The organism is Metapseudomonas boanensis (assembly GCF_018704125.1).
Classification (GTDB): Bacteria; Pseudomonadota; Gammaproteobacteria; order Pseudomonadales; family Pseudomonadaceae; genus Metapseudomonas; species Metapseudomonas boanensis.
Genome location: NZ_JAGTIS010000008.1, coordinates 69,315 through 92,160 on the forward strand (window position 1 = coordinate 69,315; position 22,846 = coordinate 92,160).

A 22,846-nucleotide genomic window follows, 5' to 3' on the forward strand; every position below is an offset into this window, starting at 1 on the left:
TACTGCCGCGAATTTTCAGGGACCTGAAAGGGAATCCAGGCGGCCGAAATCGGCCATTAAGTTCCCGATTTTCTTATTTTTTTGGGGTGAATCACCTTGGCCAAGATCCTCGTTGTCACGTCCGGCAAGGGTGGAGTGGGTAAAACCACCACCAGCGCCGCCTTAGGTACCGGTCTCGCTCTGCGCGGTCACAAGACCGTCATCGTCGACTTCGACGTCGGCCTGCGTAATCTGGACCTGATCATGGGTTGCGAACGTCGCGTGGTGTATGACTTCGTGAACGTCATCAATGGCGAAGCCACCCTCACCCAGGCCCTGATCAAGGACAAGCGCCTTGAGAACCTTTACGTCCTGGCTGCCAGCCAGACCCGCGACAAGGACGCCCTGACCCTCGAAGGCGTCGGCAAGGTCATCGCCGAGCTCTCCCAGAACTTCGAATACGTGGTTTGCGACTCGCCAGCCGGTATCGAGAAAGGCGCCCACCTGGCCATGTACTACGCCGATGAGGCGATCGTCGTGACCAACCCGGAAGTCTCCTCCGTCCGTGACTCGGACCGTATGCTCGGCCTGTTGGCCAGCAAGTCGCGCCGTGCCGAACAGGGCGAGGATCCAATCAAGGAGCGCTTGCTGCTGACCCGTTACAACCCAGAGCGCGTGACCAAGGGCGAGATGCTCGGGGTCGAAGACGTCGAGGAAATCCTCGCCATCAACCTGCTCGGTGTCATCCCGGAATCCCAGGCGGTGCTCAAAGCCTCCAACCAGGGCGTTCCGGTCATTCTCGACGATCAGAGTGACGCCGGCCAGGCGTACAGCGATGCCGTCGATCGTCTGCTCGGCAAGGAACTGCCCCATCGTTTCCTCGACGTGCAGAAGAAAGGATTCTTACAACGCCTGTTTGGAGGCCGTGAATGAACATTTTCGACTTCTTTCGCGAGCGGAAGAAGCAGAACAGCGCTTCGATCGCTAAGGAACGACTCCAGATCATCGTTGCCCACGAACGTGGTCAGCGCAGCCAGCCGGACTACCTGCCTGCCCTGCAGAAGGATCTGGTGGATGTGATACGCAAGTACGTCAACATCGATCAGGAACAAGTCCAGGTCATGCTGGAGAACCAGGGCAGCTGCTCCATTCTCGAGCTGAACATCACCCTGCCTGATCGTTGATCCTGCAGGAATTGACGGCGGCGGCTTCGGCCGCCGTCGGCGTTTTTGGATACCGTCAATGCCGCTTTCCCAAATCGAGTTCGTCCATCAGGACGACGCCCTGCTGGTAGTCAACAAACCCACGCTGCTCCTTTCGGTGCCCGGGCGCGCCGATGACAACAAGGACTGCCTGATTACCCGTCTGCAGGAAAACGGCTACCCGGAGGCGCGCATCGTCCACCGCCTGGACTGGGAAACCTCCGGCCTCATCGTGCTGGCTCGCGACGCTGACAGCCATCGCGAACTGTCCCGCCAGTTCCATGACCGCGAGACGGAGAAAGCCTACACCGCACTGTGCTGGGGCGAGCCGGAGCTCGACAGCGGGCGCATCGAGCTCCCCCTGCGGTACGACCCGCCAACCAAACCGCGCCATGTCGTAGACTTCGAGCATGGCCGCCATGCCCTGACCTTCTGGCGGGTGGTCGAACGTTGCGGGCATTACAGCCGCGTCGAACTGACCCCGATCACCGGTCGCTCGCATCAGTTGCGCGTACACATGCTGTCCATCGGCCATCCCCTGCTTGGCGACCGCCTCTACGCCAACCCCGAAGCCCTGGCCGCCCACGAGCGACTGTGCCTGCATGCCAGCCTGTTGTGTCTGACGCACCCGCAGACGGGTGACCGCCTGCGCTTCGAATGCCCGGCGCCGTTCTGACCTAGGCTGAGAAGAAAAGCACCGTCCTTCCGAGGAAGCCGTGCATGAGCTTCAGCGATTACTACCACGCGACCCAGGGACAGCCGCCCCGCTATACACTGCTGACTGCCCTGGAGCTCTGGGACGGACCTCCGGGATACGCTCTGGACCTAGGCTGTGGTGCCGGCCGCGATACCCTCGAACTGCTCCGGCGCGGCTGGCACGTCCTGGCCGTGGACGCCGAAGCGGAGGCACTGGCACGCCTCGAAGCACAGCTCGACGACCAGCATCGCTCCAGGCTGCAGAGCCTCTGCTGCCGCTTCGAGGCGCTGCCACTGCCGGCCGCCGACCTGATCAACGCCAGCTTTGCCCTGCCGCTCTGCCCACCAGCTGCCTTTCCCGACCTGTGGCAAGCCATTCGTCGGGCCCTGGCCGAGGGCGGGCTGTTTGCCGGCCACCTGCTCGGCGAGCGGGACGACTGGGCCAACAACGGCATCACCATCCTGCGCCGCCAGCAACTCGAACACCTGCTGGCGGACTGGGAAGTAATGATGCTGGAGGAAAAGGAAGAGGATGGTGTCACCGCCAAGGGTCGAAACAAGCATTGGCACCTGTTTTCGGTGGTGGCGCGCAGCAAATAGGCGAAGCGAGCCGAATCATGCCTGACCTATCAAGCCCTTAGCGAAAATTCACCGCCCGTTGCCCTCCTATTACCCAAGCCCGATGGGATAAACTCCGGCCACTGCTGTCCGGAGTCCCCTAATGCGCGAAGAGTTGAACCAAGGCCTGATCGATTTCCTCAAGGCCTCGCCCACCCCGTTCCACGCCACTCGCAGCCTGGCCCAGCGCCTCGAGGCCGCCGGCTACGTGCGTCTCGACGAACGTGAGGCTTGGCGCGTCGAAAGTGGTGGCCGTTATTACATCACCCGCAATGACTCCTCGCTGATTGCTGTGAAGCTGGGCAAACGCTCCGTCCTCGAAGGCGGCCTGCGCCTGGTCGGTGCGCACACTGACAGCCCCTGCCTGCGAGTCAAGCCGAACCCCGAACTGCACAAGCAAGGCTTCTGGCAATTGGGTGTCGAAGTCTACGGCGGCGCCTTGCTGGCCCCCTGGTTCGACCGTGATCTGTCACTGGCCGGACGTGTCACCTACCGCGCCGCGGGCATGGTGGAAAGCCAACTGATCGACTTCCAAACGCCTATCGCGGTGATCCCGAACCTGGCTATCCACCTCAACCGGGATGCCAACCAGGGCTGGCCGATCAACGCCCAGACCGAGCTGCCACCGATCCTGGCCCAGCTCGCCGCCGGCGAAACCCGCGACTTCCGTGACCTGCTCGCCGAGCAGCTGACCTTGGAACACGGTGTCGTCGCGGATGCCGTGCTGGATTTCGAACTGAGCCTCTACGACACGCAGAGCGCCGCGGTAATTGGTCTGGGAAGCGACTTCATTGCCGGCGCCCGTCTGGATAACCTGCTGTCCTGCTACGCAGGCCTGCAGGCCCTGCTGGCCGCGGAGGCCGATGAAAGTTGCGTATTGGTTTGCACCGACCACGAAGAAGTCGGCTCCTGCTCCGCCTGCGGCGCCGACGGTCCGATGCTGGAGCAAGTGCTGCGCCGCCTGCTGCCCGAGGGCGATGCCTTCGTCCGCATCGTCCAGCGCTCGCTGCTGGTCTCGGCCGACAACGCCCACGGCGTACACCCCAACTACGCCGACAAGCACGACGGCAACCATGGTCCCAAGCTGAATGCCGGGCCGGTGATCAAGGTCAACAGCAACCAGCGCTACGCCACCAACAGCGAGACCGCTGGCTTCTTCCGCCACCTGTGCCTGGAAAACGAAGTACCGGTGCAGAGCTTCGTCACCCGCAGCGACATGGGCTGCGGCTCGACCATCGGCCCCATCACCGCTAGCCAGCTTGGCATCCGGACCGTCGATATCGGCCTGCCGACCTTTGCCATGCACTCGATTCGCGAGCTCGCTGGCAGCCATGACCTGGCTCACCTGGTGAAGGTCCTGACCGCCTTCTATTCCAGCCACGACCTGCCCTGAAAAGGACGCCCGCATGCTCAGCCATATCCGCAACAGCCTGGAGGAAGCCAGGGCCGCTCTGGACAACTTCATCGCCAACGAAGACGCCCTGCGGAACGTCGAGCGTGCGGCGCAGTTGCTGGTCGAGAGTTTCGAGAACAAGGGCAAGGCATTTTCCTGCGGTAACGGTGGCTCGATGTGCGATGCCATGCATTTCGCCGAGGAGCTGACCGGCCGCTACCGCAAGAACCGCCCCGGCATCGCCGCCGTCTCCATCAGCGACGCCAGCCACATCAGCTGCGTCGCCAACGATTTCGGCTACGACCACATCTTCTCTCGCTACATTGAGTCCCACGGACGCGCGGGTGATGTGCTGATCGCCATCAGCACCAGCGGCAAGAGCCCCAACGTGGTGAAAGCCGCGGAAGCGGCGCGAGGCCTGGGCGTCAAGGTCGTAGCCCTGACCGGAAAACCCGGCTCGGTGCTGGAAGCGCTGGCCGACGTGTGCATCTGCGCCCCCGGCGGCGACTACGCCGACCGCGTGCAGGAGTTGCACATCAAGGTGCTGCATATCCTGATCGAACTGATCGAGCGCAAGCTCAGTCCGCAGAACTATCTCTAGAGATTTCCTTGTGGGGGCGAATTCTTTCGCCAAGCAGACCACAGGTCTGCCCCTCTAGACACCGAGCCAGGCACAGCATCCCTCACCTCAACCCTCTAAGGGAGAGGGGGATTTCGTGCGGAGCCGAGCCTTTGTGCTGTGCCTGCAGGAGCGGATTCCCTCACCAAGCTGACCCGAGGTTGGCCAACCGCCCTACGCCACCTCGACGCTCACATGGATGGCATCGTGCCGCCAGTACTCCAGATCGCAATCGATCAGCCGGCCGTGCTGGTCACGGTTGATTCGGGTAATGCGTAGCGCCGGGCTACCGGCTGAAACCTTCAATGGCGCAGCGGCTTCCGGGTGCAGTGCAGTCGGCACCATGTCGAACCGCACACGTCCGTAATGAATCCCGTACTCGCTGGAGTAAAGGTCAGTCAGTGATTGAGTCAGGTCGAAGTCGATGATCCCCGGAAAATAGGCCGGGTTGAGGTAATGCTCGACGTAGAGGACCAAACGACCGTCCACCCGCCGCGCTCGACGGATCTGATAAACGCTGGACAACGCCGGCAACTCCAGCAGTTCGCAGATTTCCACACTGGCCGGAATCAACCGAGCCCCCAGCACTTCCGTGGCGGGGACTCGCCCCTGTTCCGCCACCATGGCGTGGAAGTGGCTGCGGATCAGGGGGTTGTACGCCAGGCGCGGCGGTGAAACGAACCAGCCACGGCGCTCCTCGCGGTAGATCAGTCCCTGCGCTTCCAACTGCCCCAGCGCCTCACGCAGCGTGATGCGGGTGGTGTCGAATAGCTCACTCAGCTTGCGCTCAGCCGGCAGCTTGCCGCCCTGCGGCAGCAGTCCATGGGCAATCTGCTCCTGCAGGGCATTGCAGATGGCGGTCAGGGGGCGGGGTGCCTCGTCGCGCATCGAAAAACTCCAATCTGGAATAGACCAGCACCATCGAGGTGCATGAGAACCGGTATTGCCGGCCATCCTAGGCAGCCTAGATGACTGCGGGATGACAGTCAGCCCACCTGCACGCGCCATGCCATGGCTGACAGCGACACCCGCATACCGCCTGTCGGGCCATGGTCTACGCTTTTCTATCGTCTGCACTTGCCGAATCGGGTGGCGACACTGCCATCAAACCGTCATCCACGGCTTTTAGATTTGGCCTGGGTCTTGCTGATCTAGACCAACCTCAAAACCTGCTAAGGAGCTTCACATGAAACGCCTGTTGCTGGCTTCACTGATGGGAACGGCCATCGCCCTGGGGACCCAGGCCATGGCAAGCGATGCAGATCTGAAGAGTCTTGAACAAGCCGCGCGCCAGGAAGGTGCCGTCAACAGCGTAGGCATGCCCGACAGCTGGGCCAACTGGAAGGACACTTGGGCGGACCTCGCCAAGCTCTACGGCCTGAAGCACATCGACACCGACATGAGCTCAGCCCAGGAAATCGCCAAGTTCGCCGCCGAGAAGGACAATGCCACCGCAGACATCGGCGATGTTGGCGCGGCCTTCGGCCCCATCGCCGTTCAGCAGGGCGTGACCCAACCTTACAAACCCAGCACCTGGGCCCAGATCCCTGACTGGGCGAAGGACGCGGACGGCCACTGGATGCTGGCCTACACCGGCTCCATCGCCTTCATCGTGAACAAGCAGTTGGTGAAAGAAGCACCGAAATCCTGGGCCGAGCTGAAGAACGGCAAGTACAAGGTGTCCATCGGCGACGTCAGCGCTGCTGCCCAGGCCGTCAATGGCGTGCTGGCCGCCGCCATCGCCAATGGCGGTAACGAGCAAAACATCCAGCCTGGCCTGGACTTCTTCGCCGATATCGCCAAGCAAGGCCGCCTGTCGCTGTCCAACCCGACCATCCAGACCCTGGAGAAGGGCGAGGTGGAGGTGGGCATCGTCTGGGATTTCAACGGCCTTTCCTACCGCGACCAGATCGACCCCAGCCGCTTCGAGGTGCTGATTCCCTCCGACGGTTCAGTGATCTCCGGCTATACCACCATCATCAACAAGTACGCGAAGAACCCCAACGCCGCCAAGCTGGCCCGCGAGTACATCTTCAGCGACGCCGGACAGATCAATCTGGCCAAGGGCAATGCCCGGCCGATCCGCGCCGAGCACCTGAAGCTGCCGGCCGAGGTCCAGGCCAAGCTGCTGCCTAACGAGCAGTACGCCAAGGTCCAGCCGATCAAGGATGCCAAGGCCTGGGAGAACACCTCCAAGGCGCTGCCGCAGCTTTGGCAAGAGCACGTGATCATCGAGATGGAATAAGAAGTCGCCCAATCTCTGGCTGCGCGTGCTCAAGCCGTGTTGAACACGGGCTCGGAATGCTCATTTACAGACGTAAACCCTGCTTCCCCGCCCGTGTTCGCCTTGCCTGAGCTGCGCTCGCTCAGAGCTTGAACAACTTCTGAGGTTGATTAAATGAACCAGAAAGTCATCCTGGTGTTGCTGGATGGCCTGAACTACGAGGTTGCCCGGCATGCGCTGGGCCACTTGCAGGCTTACTGTTCCGCTGGACGCGCTGCACTTTACAAGCTCGAATGCGAGCTGCCGGCGCTGTCCCGTCCGCTGTACGAATGCATCCTCACCGGCGTACCGCCGATCGAGAGCGGCATCGTCCACAACAATGTCTCGCGGCTTTCGACGCAGCGCAGCGTCTTCCACTACGCCGCCGAGGCAGGTCGCACCACCGCGGCAGCCGCGTACCACTGGGTCAGCGAGTTGTATAACCGTTCGCCGTTCAACGCCGCCCGCGACCGCCACACCGAGGCGCCGGATCTGCCGATCCAGCACGGCCATTTCTACTACGCGGACCATTACCCGGATTCGCACCTTTTCGCCGATGCCGAGAGCCTGCGCGTGCGGCATTCGCCGGACTTCCTGCTGGTACACCCGATGAACATCGACGACGCCGGCCACAAGCACGGCCTGAACACACCGCAGTACCGCAACAGCGCGCGGGTCGCCGATATCCTCCTGGCCGAGTACCTGCAGCGCTGGCTGGGCGCCGGTTACCAGGTGCTGGTCACCGCCGACCACGGCATGAACGACGACCGCACGCACAACGGCCTGTTGCCCGAGGAGCGTGAAGTGCCGCTGTTCGTCCTCGGTTCGGCGTTCAGCCTGGATGCCACGGCACAACCCAGGCAAGTGGAGCTGTGCGGCACCATCTGCGAGCTGCTCGGCATACCCCACGACAAACCCATCTGCCGGGAGCTGCTGCTGTGAACTCCACCAATCGGGGCAAGTGGCTGGCCGCGCTCTGTCTGCTGCCCTTTGCCCTGTTCTTCTTCGCCTTCCAGATCGCGCCCCTGGCCTGGGTGGCCATCCACAGCCTGAACACTGCAGACGGCTGGGGACTGGGCAATTTCGTCAAGGTATTCAGCTCGAAGTTTTACCTTCAGGCGATCAAGCACAGCCTGCAGATTGCCTTCTGGTCGAGCCTGATCGGCATCGTCATCGCAGTGATCGGCAGCTATTCGCTGCGCAAGGTGGAGTCGAAATTGCGCGACTTCGTCATGGCCTTTTCCAACATGACAAGCAACTTCGCCGGGGTGCCGCTGGCCTTCGCCTTCATCATCCTGCTCGGTTTCAACGGCGCACTGACCATCCTGCTCAAGCAATCGGGCCTGATCGAGGACTTCAACCTCTACTCCAAGACCGGCCTGATCGTGCTCTATACCTATTTTCAGATTCCCCTCGGAGTGTTGCTGCTCTACCCGGCATTCGATGCGCTGCGCGAAGACTGGCGTGAATCTGCCGAGCTGCTGGGCGCCGGAACCTGGCAATTCTGGCGTTTCATCGGCTTGCCAGTGCTGACGCCTGCGCTGCTGGGAACCTTCATCATCCTGCTGGCCAATGCTCTGGGCGCCTACGCCACGGTCTACGCCCTGACTACCGGCAACTTCAATGTGCTGACCATCCGTATCGCCGCCATGGTCGCCGGCGATATCTTTCTCGACCCGAACATGGCCAGCGCGCTGGCGATGGTGCTGGTGGGGCTGATGGTGCTGATTACCGTGGTGCACCAGTGGCTGCTGAAGAGGAGCTACCATGTCGCGCGCTGAACTTCGCAGTGGCGGCCTCTACCATCGCGTGGTGGTCTACCTGCTGTTCCTGATCCTGTTGCTGCCACTGCTCGGCACCCTGCTCTACTCGCTGTCCACCAGTTGGTCAGCGACCCTGTTGCCGGACGGCCTGACCTTCAAGTGGTACCTCGCGCTGTGGAGCGATGCGCGTTTCCTCAGCGCCTTCGGCCAATCGCTGCTGGTGTGTTTTGGCGCATTGCTGCTGTCGGTGGTGCTGATCCTGCCGCTATTGTTCGTGGTGAACTACCACTTCCCCAAGCTCGACGGACTGATGAACATCCTGATCCTGCTGCCCTTCGCCGTGCCGCCGGTGGTGTCTTCCGTGGGGCTGCTCCAAGTCTACGGCTCCGGCCCCCTGGCGATGGTCGGCACGCCCTGGATCCTGATTGGCTGCTACTTCACTGTCGCCCTGCCCTTCATGTATCGCGCCATTACCAACAACCTGCAGGCGATCAACCTGCGTGACCTGATGGACGCCGCTCAGCTACTGGGCGCCAGCACCTGGAAGGCAGCCTTCCTGGTGGTGCTGCCGAACCTGCGCAATGGCCTTATGGTGTCGCTGTTCCTGTCGTTCTCCTTCCTGTTCGGCGAGTTCGTCTTCGCCAACCTGCTGGTGGGCACGCGCTACGAAACGCTGCAGGTTTACCTGAACAACATGCGCAACAGCAGCGGCCACTTCAACAGCGCGCTGGTGATCTCCTATTTCTTTTTCGTGCTGCTGTTCACCTGGGCAGCCAACCGCTTGAACAAGGACAAGGCATGAGTTTCCTTTCCATTCGCGGTCTGCATAAAAGCTACGGCCAGACCTCCATCTTCAGCGACATCCATTGCGAAATCAGCAAGGGCGAGTTCGTCACCCTGCTCGGGCCCTCAGGTTGCGGCAAGTCCACCCTGTTGCGCTGCATCGCCGGACTCACCGAGGTCAACGGCGGGCAAATCTTCCTGGATGGCCAGGACCTGGTTCCGCTGTCGCCGCAGAAGCGCGGCATCGGCATGGTGTTCCAGAGCTACGCGCTGTTCCCTAACATGACGGTGCAGCAGAACGTCGCCTTCGGCCTGCGTATGCAGAAGGTTTCCTCCGCCGACAGTAAACGCCGCGCCGACGAAGTCCTGGCCATGGTGGAGTTGACCGACTTCGCCGATCGCTACCCCCATCAACTTTCAGGCGGCCAGTGCCAGCGCGTGGCACTGGCTCGCTCACTGGTCACCCGCCCACGCCTGCTGCTGCTCGACGAACCGTTGTCGGCACTGGATGCGCGTATCCGCAAGCACTTGCGCGAGCAGATCCGCCATATCCAGCAGGAACTGGGACTGACCACCATCTTCGTTACCCACGATCAGGAAGAGGCGCTGACCCTCTCCGACCGCATCTTCCTGATGAACGCTGGGCGCATCGTCCAGAGCGGCGACGCGGAAACCCTCTACACCGCACCAGTGGATGCCTTCGCCGCCGGATTCATCGGCAACTACAACCTGCTCGATGCCGACAGCGCCAGCCGCCTGCTGGCTCGCCCGGTCAATGGGCGCATCGCAATCCGTCCGGAAGCCATCGTCATCAGCCATGAAGGTGGTATAGAGGCGGAAGTACGCAGCCACAGCCTGCTGGGCAATGTCATCCGCTATCGCGTTTCGGCCCGGGGTGTAGAACTGGTGGTGGACGTTCTCAATCGATCCGCCGATGATCTGCACCGCAAAGGCCAACGCATCGGCCTGCGTATCGACGACCATGCAATTCGGGAGGTGGCCTGATGGCCCTGGCAATCTTCGACCTTGACGACACCCTGATCGACGGCGACTGCGCGAGCCTATGGAGCCAGCATATGGCCAATCTGGGTTGGGTCGACGGCGAATCCTTCGTGCGCAAGGACACCGAACTCATGGCGCTCTACGCTGAAGGCAAGCTGGCGATGGAAGACTACATGGCCTTCAGCCTGACACCACTGGTGGGGCGCACCGCCGAAGAAGTGGAGTTCGTCGTCGGCCCCTTCGTTGAAGACGTGATCGAACCACTGATCCATTCCGATGCCACACGCTGCCTGGCCCGGCACCGGGAGGATGGCGACCGCCTGCTGATCATCTCCGCCTCTGCACATTTCCTGGTCAGCGCCATCGCCGGACGCCTGGGAGTTGAAGAGGTCCTGGCGATCGAACTGGAGGAACAGCACGGCTGCTATAGCGGCCGTACGCGCGGTGTGCTCACCTACCGCGACGGCAAGGTGACACGCCTGCAGGCCTGGCTGGAGGAACATGGCGAAAGTCTGGACGGTGCCCACTTCTACTCTGACTCGCGCAACGACCTGCCGCTGCTGACCCGGGTCCCTCACCCCCGCGTGGTCAATCCGGATCCGACCCTGCGAGCCCACGCAGAGGAAGCAGGCTGGCCGGTGCTGAGCTGGCGCTGAGGCCATCCATACCCCCTCAACAGAAGCGAATTCACTCGCGAACTAGACCGCAACTCCGCCCGAGTTACCGAGCTGGGCTCAACATCCCACACCCCCGGCCCCTCTCCCAAAGGGAGAGAGGAGCCAGTCCTGCCTGGGTATGCCAGTGGCCTGCCCACAATCCATCCGTTCGATTCTGATCAGACCCGTAGGTGACGCTTGCCATTCACCGCTATATCGTTTTGTATATAGCGAAATCCTGCCCCCCCCCCCCTGGCTTATTCGCTATCCAATAACAAGGAGTCTGTCCATGGGTCACTGCTTTGCGCGCCCTCTTGCCCTCCTCTGCGCCCTTTTCGCCGTCGGAACCGCCTCAGCCGAAGAAGTCCAGGTGGCCGTCGCCGCCAACTTCACCGCCCCCATGCAGGCCATCGCCAAGGAGTTCGAGCAAGACACCGGCCACAAGCTGGTGATCGCCTCTGGCGCCACCGGTCAGCTCTACACCCAGATCAAGAACGGGGCGCCTTTCGAGGTGTTCCTGTCAGCCGACGACAACACACCGGCCAAGTTAGAGCAGGAGGGAGACAGTGTGCCCGGCTCACGTTTCACGTACGCCATCGGCACATTGGTGCTCTGGTCAGCGCAGGCGGGTTATGTGGATGCCAAGGGCGAGGTGCTGAAGAACGGCCAGTTCAAGCACCTGTCCATTGCCAACCCGAAGACCGCACCCTATGGCCTGGCGGCAACCCAGGTGCTGGAAAAGCTGGGACTGACCCAGGCAGTTGCACCCAAGCTGGTGGAAGGCCAGAACATCACCCAGGCTCTGCAATTCATTTCCAGCGGCAATGCCGAGTTGGGCTTTGTCGCCCTCTCTCAGGTCTACAAGGATGGAAAGCTGACCCAGGGCTCCGCCTGGATCGTACCGGCGGACATGCATGAGCCGATCCGCCAGGACGCACTGATTCTCAACAGGGGCAAGGGTAACCCGGCAGCGAAGGCGCTGATGGATTACTTGAAGGGGCCGAAGGCCGCGGAGTTGATCAGGTCCTTCGGCTATCAGCTGTAACGATCGAGGGGTAGACCTCTGCTCCCCGCCCCCTCTCACAGAAGGAGAGGGGACTTACTCCTCGTCGCCTTCCAGCTCGGCCTTCAAAGCCTCGAAGGATGGAGCGGCGTAGATGCTTACTTCCACGGCCAGCTCCATCACCTTGGTCAGGTCGCTCCGGTAGACCAGCACACACTGAAGGGCGTTATCCAGCGCCTCGCTGAAGTCCACCAGCACATAGCCACCCTTCTCTGGATAAAGACTGGCGAGCTGGACCTGGATCCGGTTGAGGGCCTTGAGTGGTTCGACCTTGGCCAGTTGCTTGGGCTGGAGCACAAAACTCACGCTCGGCCCAAAGGAGTCCACCACCTGCTGGAACAGCTCGTCATAAGTGTCGGCCTGGAACAGCACGGTTTCCGGAAGGCTGCCCACCACGACCCATTCACCCAGCGGAATAGGGAAGGTATCGTCGTAGTTGATGTCCGGGTTAGCCGCGAGGAAGGCGTCTGGATCGGCATAGGCCTGAGCTGCCTCGTCGGCAACGCGATTGATGTCCTCCTCGCTCATGCAGCCGGAGCTGATTGCAGTGATCAATTCAATGAGTTGCTGTTTCACGAGAGGTGCCCTGTAGCGGAAAGTTCGGAGGGGCGAAGGATATAGGGAAAGTGGACAGATATAAAAAAACGGATGGCCCTTTCGGACCATCCGCATACTTCAGCACACCACGCTGAACAATCAGGTCGTACGGATCAGATGATCGAAGGCGCTCAGCGAAGCCTTGGCCCCCTCACCCACCGCAATGACAATTTGCTTGTACGGAACGGTAGTCACGTCGCCTGCGGCAAATACGCCATGGATATTGGTCTGGCCCTTGGCGTCGACGATGATTTCGCCACGCGGCGACAACTCCACGACGCCCTTGAGCCACTCGCTGTTGGGCAGCAGGCCGATCTGCACGAAGATACCTTCCAGATCCACGATCCGCAGCTGATCGGTCGTGCGGTCCTTGTAGGCCAGGCCGGTGACCTTCTGGCCGTCGCCTTTCACCTCGGTGGTCAGCGCGCTCCTGATGACGGTGACGTTGGGCAGGCTGCCCAGCTTCTTCTGCAACACGGCATCGGCACGCAGCTTGTCGTCAAATTCGATAAGGGTCACATGGGCGACGATGCCAGCCAGGTCGATGGCCGCCTCGACACCCGAGTTACCACCGCCGATCACCGCCACGCGCTTACCCTTGAACAACGGGCCATCGCAGTGCGGGCAATAGGCCACACCACGGCCACGATATTCCTGCTCGCCGGGCACGTTCATCTCACGCCAGCGGGCCCCGGTCGAAAGAATCACCGTCTTGGCCTTCAGCGAAGCGCCGCTCTCGAAGCGCACTTCATGCAGTTCGCCCTCGCCCTTGGCGGGAATCAGCCCGCTGGCGCGCTGCAGGTTCATGATGTCGACTTCGTACTGCTTCACGTGCTCTTCCAGGGCGCGGGCCAGTTTCGGGCCCTCGGTTTCCTGGACCGAGATGAAGTTCTCGATGGCCATGGTGTCCAGCACCTGGCCACCGAAGCGCTCGGCCGCCACACCGGTGCGAATGCCTTTGCGTGCGGCATAGATGGCTGCCGATGCGCCTGCGGGACCGCCGCCAATCACCAGCACGTCGAAGGCGGCCTTGGCATTGAGCTTCTCGGCATCGCGAGCAGCGGCGCCGGTGTCGATCTTGGCGAGGATTTCCTCGACGCCCATTCGACCTTGGGCGAACAGTTCACCATTCAGGTAGATGCTCGGCACCGACATGATCTGGCGCTCGTTGACCTCCTCCTGGAACAGCGCACCGTCGATGGCGACGTGGCGAATTTTCGGGTTCAGCACCGCCATCAGGTTCAGTGCCTGCACCACATCCGGGCAATTCTGGCAGGACAGCGAGAAATAGGTTTCGAAATTGAACTCGCCCTTGATGGCCTTGACCTGCTCGATTAAGTCGCTTGCGAGCTTGGACGGATGGCCGCCGACCTGCAGCAGAGCCAGAACCAGCGAGGTGAATTCGTGCCCCATGGGGATGCCGGCAAAGCGTAGCGCAATATCGGCACCGGGGCGATTCAGCGAGAACGACGGCCGACGGGCCTCACTGCCATCGGTCTTGAGTGTGATCTTGTCGGTCAGGCCGACTATGTCTTGCAAAAGCACGAGCAGCTCACGGGATTTGTCGCTGTCATCGAGGGACGCGACGATCTCGAACGGCTGGGTGACCTTGTCGAGATAGGCCTTCAACTGGGTTTTAAGATTGGCGTCCAACATGTGCGATTTCCTTTCGTGCGGGCATAGGTCTTGCGGGTACAGGTGCCCCTCGGTGGATAAAGATCATCCGCCCTACCGAAGCGAGGGGCTTTGATGCAGAGCGGACGGCAACCGCCGCCGGGACTATCGAGTCGACAAAACGGATTGTGAAGCGTCGTGAGCAAGCGCTCAGGCAAGGCGAAACAAGGCGAGGGTGCGGAGTTTACGAGCTGTAAATGAGCAGCCCGAGCCTTGTTTCAACGCAGCCTCAGCACTGCGCAACAGCTTCACAACCGTCTTTAGATCTTGCCGACCAGATCCAGGGAAGGAGCCAGAGTGGCTTCGCCTTCCTTCCACTTGGCCGGGCAGACTTCACCCGGGTGGGCGGCTACATACTGGGCAGCCTTGACCTTGCGCAGCAGTTCCTGGGCATCACGGCCAATGCCGCCAGCGTTGATTTCGACGATCTGGATCTTGCCTTCCGGGTCGATCACGAAGGTGCCACGATCAGCCAGACCGGCTTCTTCGATCAGGACCTCGAAGTTTTTCGACAGGACCCAGGTGGGGTCGCCAACCAGCGGGTAGCGAATCTTGCCGATGGTGTCGGAAGTGTCGTGCCAGGCCTTGTGGGTGAAGTGGGTGTCAGTGGACACGCCGTAGATTTCCACGCCCAGCTTCTGGAATTCAGCGTAGTTGTCAGCCAGATCGCCCAGTTCGGTCGGGCAAACGAAGGTGAAGTCAGCCGGGTAGAAGAAGACTACGGACCACTTGCCCTTCAGGTTGGCTTCGGAAACCTCGACGAACTCGCCCTGGTGGTAGGCAGTGGCTTTGAACGGTTTGACTTCGGTATTGATCAGAGACATCGCAACGTCCTCGTTGGGTTGGAAAATTTACCCGACGAAGACTATGGGGTTATTCCAAAAAGATCATATTGATTGAAGCCATCACATTGATTGAACATCTCAATGACATGTTCAATAACCGGCAAGATGCCCCGCACTCAGCAGCACGGGGCACCTCGCTGGCACGTCAAACGAGGTTTTCGTCGACGACCAGCACCAGCTTACCCGACACCTGGTTGCTCGCCAGCGCCTCGAAGGCCGCCTCGGCGTCCTTCACCGGGAAGGCACGCTCCAGGCGTGGGTACAGGCGTCCCTCGGCAAACAGCGGCCAGACGTGCTGGCACAGATCGGCGATCAGGCCGGCCTTGAATTGCTCGTCGCGGCTGCGCAGGGTGGAGCCGATCAACTGCACACGTTTGCCCAGCAACAAGGCCAGATCAAGCTCCGCCTTGCGCCCTCCCATCAGGCCGATGTTCACCCAGCGACCGTCGACTGCAGCCAGCTCGAGGTTGAGCGCGGCATAGTTCGCCCCGACCGGGTCCAGGATCACGTCGAAGGGACCAAAATCGCGCAGACTTTCCAGATCCTCCCCACGCAGGGCGCCGCCTTGGGCACCCAAAGCCTCGCAATAGGCCAGCCGCTCGGCCGAACCCACGCTGACCCAGCAAGGGTTGCCGAACGCCTTGCACAGCTGGATCGCTGCCGAACCCACCCCGCTGGCGCCAGCATGCAGCAGAACCTTCTCGCCCGGCTTGAGCCCGGCCAGCTGGAACAGGTTGAGCCACGCCGTCGCGTAGACCTCCGGCAGCGCCGCCGCCTCGGCCAGCGATAGCCCCTCAGGCACCGGCAGTACGTGGCGCGCATCGACCACCACGTCCTCGGCCATGCCGCCGCCGGCCAGCAGACAACAGACGCGGTCGCCGACCTGCCAGGCGCTGCCCGCACCCACCTCGCTGATCACTCCGGAAGCCTCCAGGCCCAGTATGTCGCTGGCCCCCGGGGGCGGCGGGTAAAGCCCCGCGCGTTGCAGCAAGTCCGCCCGATTGAGGCCTGCAGCGGCCACACGGATACGCACTTGCCCCACATCACAGGCCGGACTGGCCCGTTCCCCCCACTCCACACGCCCTTTGACGCCTTGCAATGCCTTCACGCTGCCTCCATAGTGAGTCCTGACCGGGCCCGGCATTTCTGCCTGGCTTTCGCATTGCGCCGATGGAACCCGGCGCCCTCATTTACGGCCTAATATGCGTTATCACCTGTCCCGACGTCGAATCAGCATGAAGCGCTCCCTGATCAGCTCTGCGTTTGCCCTGGCTTTCAGCTTCAGTGTCCTGCCGCTGCATGCCGCCACAGCCACCCCGAACAGTTGGGACTCGCTGCAGCCCGACCGCGAGCAGGTGATCGCCAGTCTCAATGTGGTCGAGCTGCTCAAGCGCCACCACTACAACAAGCCACCGCTCAATGATGAGCGCTCGGTAAAGATCTATGAGGGCTACCTCAAGCTGCTCGACCCGGCACGGATGTATTTCACCGCAGTCGATATCGCAGAATTCGACCGGTGGCGCACGCGCTTCGACGACCTGCTCAAGAGCGGCGACCTGGAGCCAGGCTTCATCATCTACAAGCGGCACCTCGACCGTCTCGAAGAGCGCCTCAAGTTCGCCTTGGCGATGCTCGACAATGGCGTCGACAAGATCGACTTCAGTGTCGACGAAAGCCTTGAGACCGACCGCGAGAAAGCGGCCTGGGCCAAGGACCGTGCGGCACTCGACGACCTCTGGCGCAAACGGGTGAAGGATGAAGTACTGCGCTTGAAGCTCGCCAAGAAAGAGCCCAAGGCGATTCAGGAACTGCTGATCAAGCGCTACAAGAACCAACTGTCACGCCTCGACCAGACCCGCGGCGAAGATGTGTTCCAGTCGTATATCAATGCCTTCGCGCAGACCTACGACCCGCACACCCAGTACCTCTCCCCGGATAACGCGGAGAACTTCGACATCAACATGAGCCTGTCCCTTGAGGGCATAGGTGCCGTGCTGCAGAGCGACAACGAGTACGTCAAGGTCGTACGCCTGGTGCCGGCCGGCCCGGCGGAGAAGAGCAAGCAGATCGCCCCGGCGGACAAGATCGTTGGCGTTGCCCAGGGTGGCGGCGAGATGGTCGACGTCATCGGTTGGCGTCTGGACGAGGTAGTCAAGCTGATCCGTGGCCCGAAAGGTTCGGTAGTCCGCCTTGAGGTCATTCCGGCGAACAATGCGCCGAACGACCAGACCAGCAAGGTCGTGGCCATCACTCGCGAAGCTGTGAAGCTGGAGGAACAGGCCGCCAAGAAATCGGTCATCAACCTTGATCACGAAGGACGCACCTTCAAGCTCGGCGTCATCGAGGTACCGGCCTTCTATCTCGACTTCAAGGCCTTCCGCGCCGGCGATCCTGAATACAAGAGCACCACCCGAGACGTCCGCAAGCTGCTCGACGAACTGCAGAAAGAGAAGGTCGACGGCGTGGTCATTGACCTGCGCAACAACGGTGGCGGCTCACTGCAGGAAGCTACCGAACTGACCGGGCTGTTCATCGATCAGGGACCGACCGTACTGGTCCGCAACAGCGACGGCCGTGTCGACGTACTGGCTGACGAAAGCAACGGCGCGTTCTACACCGGTCCAATGGCGGTACTGGTCAATCGCCTGTCCGCCTCCGCCTCGGAGATCTTTGCTGGCGCCATGCAGGACTACCATCGAGCGCTGATCATCGGCGGCCAGACCTTCGGCAAAGGCACCGTGCAGACCATCCAGCCGCTCAATCACGGCGAGCTCAAGCTGACCCTTGCCAAGTTCTACCGCGTTTCCGGCCAAAGCACCCAGCATCAAGGCGTGCTGCCGGACATCGAGTACCCGGCCGTGGTCGATACCAAGCAGATTGGCGAAAGCGCACTGCCCGAGGCCATGCCCTGGGACAGCATCCGTCCGGCGATCAAGCCCGAACTCGACCCCTTCAAGCCTTTCCTTGCCGAACTGAAGGCCCGCCATGACGCGCGTACCGCGGAGAACCCAGACTTCGTCTACAGCCGCGAACGGCTTGCGCTGGCACAGAAGCTGATGAACGACACGGTCGTGAGCCTCAACGAGGCCAAGCGGCGAACCGAGCAAACGTCCATCGAAAATCAGCAACTGGCTATGGAAAATACCCGCCGCAAGGCCAAGGGCGAAGAGTTGCTGAAGGAACTCAAGACAGAGGATGAAGACGCCCTCCCGGTCGAGGAGGAAAAGACCAAGCCGGAAGATGATGCCTACCTGACCGAAACCGGGCAGATCCTGCTGGATTACCTGGGCTTGAACTCGGCGGTGGCCAAGCACTGACCGATGTCATAATGCCGTCATGCAATTGTCGTGAAATCCAGGGGCCGCAGATGCGGCCCCTGTCTTTTTCGCGAGATGCAGCATGACCGTCACCGAGCAGTTGAGCGCACTGGGCCAGATCCTCGCTCACGGCGACTTGTACACCCTTTTCCAACCACTCCTTTCGCTTTCCGAACGCCGCATCATCGGCTATGAAGCGCTGACCCGGGGCCCCTCCAACAGCCCCCTGCACCCTCCGGTGACGCTGTTTGCCGTCGCTCGCCATGCCGGTCGGCTCAGTGAACTGGAGATGGCCTGTCGACTGAAAGCCTGCACCCGGTTCAACGAACTGAAGCTGGATGGCCTGTTGTTCCTCAATGTGTCGCCGGAATCCCTGTTGGACCCCGCGCACCAGCCGGGGCGCACACTGAAGATGCTGCAAGCCTTCGGGATACCGCCGAGCCAGGTGGTGATCGAACTCACAGAGCAAACGCCGACCGAGGATTTCGGCCTGCTCGATACTGCGCTTCACCATTACCGCGCCATGGGCTTCTCCATTGCCCTCGACGACTTGGGTGCTGGCTATTCCAGCCTGCGTCTGTGGTCGGAACTGCGCCCGGACTACGTGAAGATCGACCGCCACTTCATCGATGGCATCCATCAGGACGCGGTGAAACGCGAGTTTGTCGAGTCCATCCTCAAGATGGCCAAGGCGTCCCGGGCCCAGGTGATCGCCGAAGGCATCGAAATGCCGGAAGAACTGGCCGTGCTGGCAGAAATGGGCATCGACCTGGTCCAAGGCTACCTGCTGGGCCGTCCGCAAGAACAACCGCTACGCGATGCCCGTGCCCTGCTGCCGTTGCTGGAGACTGGATCCTGCATGGGTGGGGTGGACAGCGACCTGGCAGCGCTACTCACCGAGCAACCAGCGGTAGCCGAACACACACCTATCCTCGATGTCCTGGAAGCCTTCAGGGCCCAGCCCAACCTCAATTCCCTGGCGGTGCTGGATGCGTGCCAGCAGCCGGTAGGCGTCGTCCACCGTCACCTGCTCTCGGAGGCTCTGCTCAAGCCCTTCGCCACCGACCTCTTCGCACGCAAGCCGGTCAGCCGGCTGATGAGTAGCGATTTTCTCGCCGTGGAGATGGGGCAATCGCTGCAGCAGGTCAGCCGACTGATCACCAACCGCGCCCGGCAACGGCTCGAAGAAGACTTCATCATCGTCCAAGAAGGCCGTTATCGAGGCCTGGGACGCGTGATCGACGTCCTCAAGTTGATCACCGAACTGAAGATCCAGCAGGCTCGGCACGCCAATCCCCTGACCCTGCTACCAGGAAACGTACCGATCCAGCATTGCCTGACCAGACTGCTACAGCAAGACCGGCAGGCGGCGGTGTGCTATGTGGATATCGACGCCTTCAAGCCGTTCAATGACCTCTATGGCTACGCCAGAGGCGATGAGGTCCTGCTATGCCTGGCCCAGTGTCTCGGCGAACGTGTCGATCCGGCTCGGGATTTCGTTGGGCATATCGGCGGGGACGACTTCATGCTTGTCTTGGGCTCGGACGACTGGCGCGTGCGGCTCCACTACCTGCTCGAGGACTTTCAAGGCCAGTGCCGACGTTTCTATCGCGCCGAACACCTGCAGGCCGGCTGCTTTGTTGCCCATGACCGGCGAGGCCAGCGCGAAAAGTACCCTCTCCTTTCACTGTCCATCGGTGTTGTAATGCTGAAACCGGAAGCCTGTTCGAGGCTAGATGCCGACCAACTCGCAAGCCTGGCGTCAGAAGCCAAGCGCCACGCCAAGGCTATGCCCGGCTACAGTCTGCACATCATCGAGGCGTTGTAGGAGAAAGGGTCAAAGACCTAGCCCATCCGCACGCCGTGCCATGCGCTCGGCCGCCTCCACATCAGCAGCCAGGCCCGGCCCGCCTTCACGATACAGGTCAGCCAGACGCCTGGCGGCCAGCGGGTGCCTGGCATTCACAGCGAGGTTCCACCAATGCGCCGCCTGCGCAGCATCAGGGGCATTGCGAGCATCCCCCGCAAGACTGAGCACGCCCAGCTGATAGGCAGACTTGCCGTCACCCGCCTGAGCGGCCAGGCGCAGCAGACGAATACCTTCGTCACGGGCACCGAAGCCTTGGCCGCGATGCAGCAGCAAGTGGCCATAGAAGCTCTGGGCCGATACGTCGCCGATCGCCGCCATGCGGGCGAACTGCCCTTGCATCCACTGCCACGCGCGAGGCTGGGCAACCAGCGTTGGCCAGCGCAACATCCGCCGAGCCACGAAGTAACCGATACGCGCACGCAGCCGCCAGAGCATCAGTGCTCCTCTGGGTAACTGAACTCGAACACCCGGACTACTTCAGCGGCATGCCATGAGGCGGCTGCCGTCCCATCCGGCGGACCGGCAAAACGCCCAAGGCGCTCGACACACTCGAAAAAGCCCGTGCGAGGAAGGCGGCTGGCGCCCTGGCTGATCACCAGTGAGCTACGCAATGGTCGCTCCGCTCGGGCATCCAGTGCCGCCAGGTGCTCAAGGGCCGCCGTAAGCGTCTGCATCGCCGGGGTGGGCAATTGCAAGCGCTCAATCAAGGCCCGGTAAGTCAGAAGGTGGCGCTGGCGGCGCGCATCTTCCAGTTCATCGAGTAACGCTTGCCAATGCTGGCGGCTTATACGCAGGCTCAAGATCCGGACTCCCAGCCGGAAACTCCCAAGGCCCGTGCCAGAGCGCGCTTGATCGCCTCATCAGGCTCACGCTCACCATTTTCGATGAGCCCCAGATAATGAGGGCTGATGCCAACCGCACGAGCCAATCCCTCAAGGCTCTGCCCCTGAGCCTCGCGTAGCGACTTCAACTGGCCAAACGCCGTTTTGCTGGTCTCGTTGGCCGGGTCTGCGCTGGCCTGACCGGCGGCGCGCAGCAGCGCCTGATACTCGGCCCAAGGCAATACCGCGTACTCCGCTTGGCCGTCACGCATGATCACTTGCACACTCATTGAAGCTCCCCGTGGAACAAAGTGCCGACTGCTTCAGCACCCCCCTTGCAGGCGCCATCTTAACAGGCCAAAAGCCTGGAAGGGGTGAACTATACTGCCTCCAGCCAGGGGGAGAAGCGCGTGAATCTGCATTTTCGTGTGAACATCTTGCTGCTGCTCAGCCTGTGGTCCCACCTAGCGGTCGCTGAAGAGTTGCACTGGGGCTTCGGCCCTGCAGAGGGCATGCCTTACGTTCAGGTGAGCGACCATGCCCTGCTCGGCGGATTCATTCGGCGTCTCGGCGAACAAGTTGCTGAAACGCTCGGAGTAACGGTGAGCTTCGTTGAAACCCCGAACAAGCGCATCGAAGAATCGCTGAAGAATGGGCGCATCCATGTAATCTGCAACACCAATCCGGAATGGCTGGCCGATGCGCCGGCCTTCCACTGGTCACCGCCCCTGTTCGAAGAAACGCACGCACTGCTGCAGCACCGCGACTCCGCCCCCGTCACCAGCCTCACCGACCTCAAAGGCAAGACCGTCGGCACCACACTCGGCTTCACGTACAGCATGCCGCTGATGGAAGCCTTCGCGAACAAGCAGGTCATCCGCCAGGACATCCGCGACCTTGACACACGCCTGAACCTGCTTAGCCGGAAACGCCTGGACGCAATCATCGAAATGCGCCGATCACTGACCTTTGAACTCGCCGTCCGTCCGGGCTTACCCCTTGTGTCGAGTCCCTGGGTGATCGATCGATACAGCATGCATTGCGCCTATGGCCCTCGACTACCGGTCACTGCGGAGCAACTGGACGCCACCCTGCAAAGCCTTAGAGACAGCGGCGAAATCGAACGCCTGCTTGACGGCGAGCAGTTTCGGGCACGGCTGCAGGATCACTGACGGGATTTCCCGTCCGGGGCCGGCAATCGCTCCAGCGCAGCCTGCACTTCCGGCGACTGCGCCTGACGCCAGGTGCGAAACGCGTCCAGTTCGTGCGACCAGGTCTTGAGCACCCAGGCGACCACTGCCAGATCATCAACGAATCCCAACCCTACCAGCCAGTCCGGCAACGCATCCAGGGGCGTAACGAAGTACAGTAACGCAGCCACCACAGCGAGGAACGCACGAGGATTGATGCGGCGGTACTCACCACGCAGCCAGGCGTTACACAAGGACAGTAACAGGCGCAGGTCTTCCTTCACGGCCCCCAACCTGCCACCCTCCCGCGAGCCCTTGCGAGAGACGGCCAGCAGCAGAGACGGTAGCCGGCCGCCAGCAAGGAATCGTTGAGCCAAGGTGAGGTAACGCGAAAAATTCCAAGGTGCTTTCATCGGGACTCCTGAGCTGATCCCCGGCCTAGAGGCGTTTTGCCGGTTATCCACGGAAACTGTGGATAACCTTGTGAGCAGATTA

25 protein-coding genes are annotated in these 22,846 nt (G+C 61.6%); 16 read left to right on the forward strand and 9 right to left on the reverse strand.

The genetic code is table 11. From position 1 onward, the window contains the following. The first annotated feature begins 96 nt into the window (after positions 1 to 96). The 6 genes from minD (at position 97) to lpcA (ending at position 4,489) form a co-directional block, all read left to right on the forward strand. The gene (minD, locus tag J7302_RS15475) at positions 97 to 912 is read left to right on the forward strand and encodes a septum site-determining protein MinD (RefSeq protein ID WP_215376503.1); all 816 of its coding nucleotides are present in this window, start codon (positions 97 to 99) and stop codon (positions 910 to 912) included. Beyond that, positions 909 to 1,163 (forward strand): cell division topological specificity factor MinE, encoded by a 255-nt coding sequence (gene minE / locus J7302_RS15480; RefSeq protein ID WP_120652640.1) that lies wholly within the window; start codon positions 909 to 911, stop codon positions 1,161 to 1,163. The genes minD and minE overlap by 4 nt, the downstream gene beginning before the upstream one ends. Before the next feature lie 58 nt (positions 1,164 to 1,221). Beyond that, entirely contained in the window at positions 1,222 to 1,857 is a 636-nt protein-coding gene (locus tag J7302_RS15485) for an RluA family pseudouridine synthase (RefSeq protein WP_215376506.1), read from the forward strand. Between the two features lie 44 nt (positions 1,858 to 1,901). Beyond that, positions 1,902 to 2,477, forward strand: a complete 576-nt coding sequence (locus tag J7302_RS15490) for a class I SAM-dependent methyltransferase (protein ID WP_215376509.1) — start codon at positions 1,902 to 1,904, stop codon at positions 2,475 to 2,477. A 121-nt stretch (positions 2,478 to 2,598) separates the two neighbouring features. Beyond that, positions 2,599 to 3,888 (forward strand): M18 family aminopeptidase, encoded by a 1,290-nt coding sequence (locus J7302_RS15495; RefSeq protein ID WP_215376513.1) that lies wholly within the window; start codon positions 2,599 to 2,601, stop codon positions 3,886 to 3,888. Between the two features lie 13 nt (positions 3,889 to 3,901). Further along, positions 3,902 to 4,489, forward strand: a complete 588-nt coding sequence (lpcA, locus tag J7302_RS15500) for a D-sedoheptulose 7-phosphate isomerase (protein WP_215376518.1) — start codon at positions 3,902 to 3,904, stop codon at positions 4,487 to 4,489. A gap of 192 nt (positions 4,490 to 4,681) precedes the next feature. On the opposite strand, the gene J7302_RS15505 is transcribed toward lpcA, so the two are convergent. After that, a complete protein-coding gene (locus J7302_RS15505) occupies positions 4,682 to 5,395 on the reverse strand; it encodes a UTRA domain-containing protein (RefSeq protein ID WP_215376521.1) in 714 nt (237 codons plus the stop codon). Between the two features lie 298 nt (positions 5,396 to 5,693). Here J7302_RS15505 and J7302_RS15510 point away from each other — a divergent pair, with 298 nt between their 5' ends. The 7 genes from J7302_RS15510 (at position 5,694) to modA (ending at position 12,019) form a co-directional block, all read left to right on the forward strand. Beyond that, complete coding sequence (locus J7302_RS15510; RefSeq protein ID WP_215376525.1) at positions 5,694 to 6,752, forward strand: ABC transporter substrate-binding protein; 1,059 nt, start codon at positions 5,694 to 5,696, stop codon at positions 6,750 to 6,752. A 153-nt stretch (positions 6,753 to 6,905) separates the two neighbouring features. Further along, positions 6,906 to 7,712 carry an alkaline phosphatase family protein gene (locus tag J7302_RS15515; protein WP_215376529.1) on the forward strand — a complete coding sequence of 269 codons (807 nt, stop codon included), beginning with the start codon at positions 6,906 to 6,908 and terminating at the stop codon, positions 7,710 to 7,712. After that, the gene (locus J7302_RS15520; RefSeq protein WP_215376533.1) at positions 7,709 to 8,551 is read left to right on the forward strand and encodes an ABC transporter permease; all 843 of its coding nucleotides are present in this window, start codon (positions 7,709 to 7,711) and stop codon (positions 8,549 to 8,551) included. The genes J7302_RS15515 and J7302_RS15520 overlap by 4 nt, the downstream gene beginning before the upstream one ends. Beyond that, positions 8,538 to 9,335: an ABC transporter permease gene (locus tag J7302_RS15525; protein WP_215376536.1), complete on the forward strand. Its 798-nt coding sequence runs from the start codon at positions 8,538 to 8,540 to the stop codon at positions 9,333 to 9,335. The genes J7302_RS15520 and J7302_RS15525 overlap by 14 nt, the downstream gene beginning before the upstream one ends. Continuing rightward, entirely contained in the window at positions 9,332 to 10,321 is a 990-nt protein-coding gene (locus J7302_RS15530) for an ABC transporter ATP-binding protein (protein WP_215376539.1), read from the forward strand. Before J7302_RS15525 ends, J7302_RS15530 begins: the two co-directional genes overlap by 4 nt. Then, positions 10,321 to 10,974, forward strand: a complete 654-nt coding sequence (locus J7302_RS15535) for an HAD family hydrolase (RefSeq protein WP_215376543.1) — start codon at positions 10,321 to 10,323, stop codon at positions 10,972 to 10,974. Before J7302_RS15530 ends, J7302_RS15535 begins: the two co-directional genes overlap by 1 nt. Positions 10,975 to 11,263: 289 nt before the next feature. Then, the gene (gene modA, locus J7302_RS15540) at positions 11,264 to 12,019 is read left to right on the forward strand and encodes a molybdate ABC transporter substrate-binding protein (RefSeq protein ID WP_215376546.1); all 756 of its coding nucleotides are present in this window, start codon (positions 11,264 to 11,266) and stop codon (positions 12,017 to 12,019) included. Positions 12,020 to 12,073: 54 nt separating this feature from the next. Here modA and J7302_RS15545 read toward each other — a convergent pair whose 3' ends face one another. From J7302_RS15545 to J7302_RS15560, 4 genes are all read right to left on the reverse strand, one after another. Further along, positions 12,074 to 12,613: a hypothetical protein gene (locus tag J7302_RS15545; protein ID WP_215376549.1), complete on the reverse strand. Its 540-nt coding sequence runs from the start codon at positions 12,611 to 12,613 to the stop codon at positions 12,074 to 12,076. 120 nt (positions 12,614 to 12,733) lie between these two features. Further along, a complete protein-coding gene (gene ahpF, locus J7302_RS15550) occupies positions 12,734 to 14,290 on the reverse strand; it encodes an alkyl hydroperoxide reductase subunit F (RefSeq protein ID WP_215376552.1) in 1,557 nt (518 codons plus the stop codon). 278 nt (positions 14,291 to 14,568) lie between these two features. Next, positions 14,569 to 15,132, reverse strand: a complete 564-nt coding sequence (gene ahpC, locus J7302_RS15555) for an alkyl hydroperoxide reductase subunit C (RefSeq protein ID WP_215376555.1) — start codon at positions 15,130 to 15,132, stop codon at positions 14,569 to 14,571. A 166-nt stretch (positions 15,133 to 15,298) separates the two neighbouring features. Further along, positions 15,299 to 16,261: an NAD(P)H-quinone oxidoreductase gene (locus J7302_RS15560; RefSeq protein WP_215376558.1), complete on the reverse strand. Its 963-nt coding sequence runs from the start codon at positions 16,259 to 16,261 to the stop codon at positions 15,299 to 15,301. 127 nt (positions 16,262 to 16,388) lie between these two features. Here J7302_RS15560 and J7302_RS15565 point away from each other — a divergent pair, with 127 nt between their 5' ends. Beyond that, positions 16,389 to 18,470 carry a carboxy terminal-processing peptidase gene (locus J7302_RS15565; protein WP_215376561.1) on the forward strand — a complete coding sequence of 694 codons (2,082 nt, stop codon included), beginning with the start codon at positions 16,389 to 16,391 and terminating at the stop codon, positions 18,468 to 18,470. A gap of 82 nt (positions 18,471 to 18,552) precedes the next feature. After that, positions 18,553 to 20,298: a bifunctional diguanylate cyclase/phosphodiesterase gene (locus J7302_RS15570; protein ID WP_215376564.1), complete on the forward strand. Its 1,746-nt coding sequence runs from the start codon at positions 18,553 to 18,555 to the stop codon at positions 20,296 to 20,298. A 9-nt stretch (positions 20,299 to 20,307) separates the two neighbouring features. On the opposite strand, the gene J7302_RS15575 is transcribed toward J7302_RS15570, so the two are convergent. Genes J7302_RS15575 through J7302_RS15585 form a run of 3 tightly spaced genes read right to left on the reverse strand, consistent with a single transcriptional unit; the run spans position 20,308 to position 21,451 of the window. Continuing rightward, a complete protein-coding gene (locus tag J7302_RS15575; protein ID WP_215376569.1) occupies positions 20,308 to 20,775 on the reverse strand; it encodes an SEL1-like repeat protein in 468 nt (155 codons plus the stop codon). Continuing rightward, complete coding sequence (locus tag J7302_RS15580) at positions 20,775 to 21,140, reverse strand: hypothetical protein (RefSeq protein ID WP_215376571.1); 366 nt, start codon at positions 21,138 to 21,140, stop codon at positions 20,775 to 20,777. Before J7302_RS15580 ends, J7302_RS15575 begins: the two co-directional genes overlap by 1 nt. Continuing rightward, a complete protein-coding gene (locus J7302_RS15585) occupies positions 21,137 to 21,451 on the reverse strand; it encodes a helix-turn-helix domain-containing protein (protein ID WP_215376574.1) in 315 nt (104 codons plus the stop codon). The genes J7302_RS15580 and J7302_RS15585 overlap by 4 nt, the downstream gene beginning before the upstream one ends. Positions 21,452 to 21,571: 120 nt before the next feature. Between J7302_RS15585 and J7302_RS15590 the strand changes: the two genes are divergently transcribed. Beyond that, positions 21,572 to 22,333 (forward strand): substrate-binding periplasmic protein, encoded by a 762-nt coding sequence (locus J7302_RS15590; RefSeq protein WP_349814452.1) that lies wholly within the window; start codon positions 21,572 to 21,574, stop codon positions 22,331 to 22,333. On the opposite strand, the gene J7302_RS15595 is transcribed toward J7302_RS15590, so the two are convergent. Further along, positions 22,327 to 22,764: a YkvA family protein gene (locus tag J7302_RS15595; RefSeq protein WP_215376577.1), complete on the reverse strand. Its 438-nt coding sequence runs from the start codon at positions 22,762 to 22,764 to the stop codon at positions 22,327 to 22,329. The genes J7302_RS15590 and J7302_RS15595 overlap by 7 nt on opposite strands. Between the last annotated feature and the right edge of the window lie 82 nt (positions 22,765 to 22,846).